This is a genomic window from Acidisphaera rubrifaciens HS-AP3, assembly GCF_000964365.1.
In the GTDB taxonomy this organism is placed as follows: domain Bacteria; phylum Pseudomonadota; class Alphaproteobacteria; order Acetobacterales; family Acetobacteraceae; genus Acidisphaera; species Acidisphaera rubrifaciens.
Window position 1 is genome coordinate 1 of record NZ_BANB01000182.1, and the last position, 2,171, is coordinate 2,171.

At 72.1% G+C, this 2,171-nt stretch carries 5 protein-coding genes and 1 pseudogene; 5 read left to right on the forward strand and 1 reads right to left on the reverse strand.

Going from position 1 to position 2,171, the window contains the following annotated elements; all coding sequences use genetic code 11:
* Positions 1-258, reverse strand: a pseudogene (locus B8460_RS06595) (hypothetical protein); the annotation flags it as partial.
* Between the two features lie 80 nt (positions 259-338).
* Here B8460_RS06595 and B8460_RS06600 point away from each other — a divergent pair.
* From B8460_RS06600 to B8460_RS06620, 5 genes are all read left to right on the forward strand, one after another.
* A complete protein-coding gene (locus B8460_RS06600; RefSeq protein ID WP_456303903.1) occupies positions 339-755 on the forward strand; it encodes an NADH:ubiquinone oxidoreductase subunit NDUFA12 in 417 nt (138 codons plus the stop codon).
* A 4-nt stretch (positions 756-759) separates the two neighbouring features.
* Complete coding sequence (mlaD, locus tag B8460_RS06605; protein WP_241771130.1) at positions 760-1,269, forward strand: outer membrane lipid asymmetry maintenance protein MlaD; 510 nt, start codon at positions 760-762, stop codon at positions 1,267-1,269.
* A complete protein-coding gene (locus tag B8460_RS06610) occupies positions 1,266-1,487 on the forward strand; it encodes a hypothetical protein (protein ID WP_048860789.1) in 222 nt (73 codons plus the stop codon). Before mlaD ends, B8460_RS06610 begins: the two co-directional genes overlap by 4 nt.
* Positions 1,484-1,885: a DUF2155 domain-containing protein gene (locus B8460_RS06615; protein WP_084623297.1), complete on the forward strand. Its 402-nt coding sequence runs from the start codon at positions 1,484-1,486 to the stop codon at positions 1,883-1,885. Before B8460_RS06610 ends, B8460_RS06615 begins: the two co-directional genes overlap by 4 nt.
* Before the next feature lie 33 nt (positions 1,886-1,918).
* On the forward strand, positions 1,919-2,171 hold a 253-nt coding region (locus B8460_RS06620; RefSeq protein WP_048860791.1), incomplete at its 3' end, for a trehalose-phosphatase.

Consider the following 2,171-nt stretch of genomic DNA (forward strand, 5'->3'; position numbering starts at 1 on the left):
CGCCCGCAGACGGTCGCCGAGCGCGGGGTCACGGGCCGAAGCGGCCTCGATCCACCGGTCGGACGCCGCCGGCAGCGTCACCGCCGCCTCGCCCGGCACCAGCGCGGCGAGCGCCGCCGCCGCGGCCTCCTCGCGATCGGCCGGCCATCCCGCCGGGATCGTCACCTGCCGTGCCGGCCCGTCCGGATCGGGCCGCGCCCATACCCGGCGCATCCGCACCCCGTGCCAGAACCGCCCGTCCGACCGACCGTTTGCCATGCCTCGATCCTAGACTCGCATCGCGACCGCCGGAAGCGCATTTGGCGGTCGTGCCTGTCAGCGACCACAAAATCTTGTGGATGAGCGCGCATCGCGCCGATAACTGGACCAGCCGGCGCCGCGCGGCCTATATGCGGGACATGGCGACCATCGGCACACGGCTGTTCACGATGCTTCACGGACGCACGGTGGGTACCGATGCGGCCGGCAACATCTACTACGAGGAGCGGCGCCCCCGACCGGGTCTGCGCCAGCGCCGCTGGGTGATGTACAACGGGCAGCCGGAGGCCAGCATGGTTCCGCCCGAGTGGCACGCCTGGCTGCATCACACGACGGATGCGCCGCTGCCGGCCGATCGCCGCTATCCGTGGCAGAAGCCGCATTTGCCGAACCTCACCGGGACGCCCGCCAGCTATCGTCCGCCGGGACATGATTACGAGGGGGGCCATCGCGCCGCGTCGACCGGCGATTACGAGGCCTGGACTCCGGGCGCCTGATCAAGTGGCCACTCGCAACTTTGCCGAGATCGCGACCGGCGCCGTCGTCCTGCTCGCCGCCGCGGGCTTCCTCGGCTACGCCGTCGCCAGCTCCGGCCGCACCACCGTGACCGGCTATCCGCTGGTCGCCCGTTTCGACCATATCGACGGCCTCGTGGTCGGCGCCGACGTACGCATGGCCGGCGTCAAGGTCGGCTCCGTCCTGTCCGAGGAAATCGACCCGCAGACCTATCAGGCCGTGGTGCGCCTCGACGTGCGCGACGGGCTCGCGGTGCCGAAGGACAGCGCCGCCGAGGTCACAAGCGACGGCCTGCTCGGCGGCAAATATCTTTCGATCTCGCCGGGTGGCGACACCGCCATGCTGAAGCCGGGGGAGGCCTTCAACATCACCCAGGGCTCGGTCAGCCTCGAGCAGCTGCTCGGCAAGTTCATCTTCAGCATCAGCAACAAGTCGAGCGCCGCCCATAATTCGGATGCGGCGCCCGCCCCCGGCGGCGGGGCGGCCAAGCCGTGAGCGGCGGGCCGCCTGTCTGGGTGCAGCCCGACGGCGCGCCCATCGCCTGCCGCGAGAAGCTGAAGGTGCTGGAGGAAAACCGCGCCGAACTCGCCCAGATGATGCGCGACGCGTTCGAGGACGCGGTTCTGATGGGCGTCGATCCGGAGGCCATGCGCGGCGTGCTGCGCGACATGGTGGACCGCCTCGCCTCGCCTCGCCGAGGTGGCGGGGCATGACCACCTGGGCCGCCGCGGCGTTTCTTATGGCCGCCGTCCCCGCCCTCGCGGCCACGCCCTCGCCGACGCCGCCGGCCGACGGCGCCCCCGCAGCCCCCGGACCCGCCTGGCTTGATCGCGGCACGGCGGAGATCGCCGCCCTCGACAAGGTCGACGACCGGCGCGCCGACCTCACGATCCGCGTCGGGCAGTCGGCGACGTTCGGCCCGCTCAACATCGCCGTGCAGGCCTGCGTGGTGCGGCCGCCCGATCAGCCGGCCGACGCCGCGGCCTATCTCAACGTCACCGACCCGCATCCCGGCGCGCCCGCCTTCCACGGCTGGATGCTCTCGTCCGATCCGCCGGTGTCGATGATGGAGCATCCGATCTACGACGTGCGCGTTGTCGCCTGTCACTGATCCGCCGCGCCGGGACCGCATCCCGATGCCGTCATGACCGCGCTCTCCCGTCTCCCGCCGTCCGGGCAGGCCGCGCTGCTGCTCGACCTCGACGGCACGTTGCTGGACATCGCGCCGCGCCCCGACCTCGTGGTGGTGCCGCCCGGTCTGTCCGAAGCGCTCTTGGCCCTGCGTGCGGCCCTCGGCGGCGCCCTGGCGGTGGTCAGCGGGCGGCCGATCGAACAGATCGACGCGCTGCTGCCCGACATTCCCCACGCGGTCGCCGGCGAGCATGGCGGCGCGGTCC

What these genes read in the sequence shown, in the direction of transcription:
- B8460_RS06600 (WP_456303903.1), top strand. Translation starts at nt 339, where the DNA reads ATGAGCGCGCATCGCGCCGATAACTGGACCAGCCGGCGCCGCGCGGCC.
- B8460_RS06615 (WP_084623297.1), top strand. Translation starts at nt 1,484, where the DNA reads ATGACCACCTGGGCCGCCGCGGCGTTTCTTATGGCCGCCGTCCCCGCC.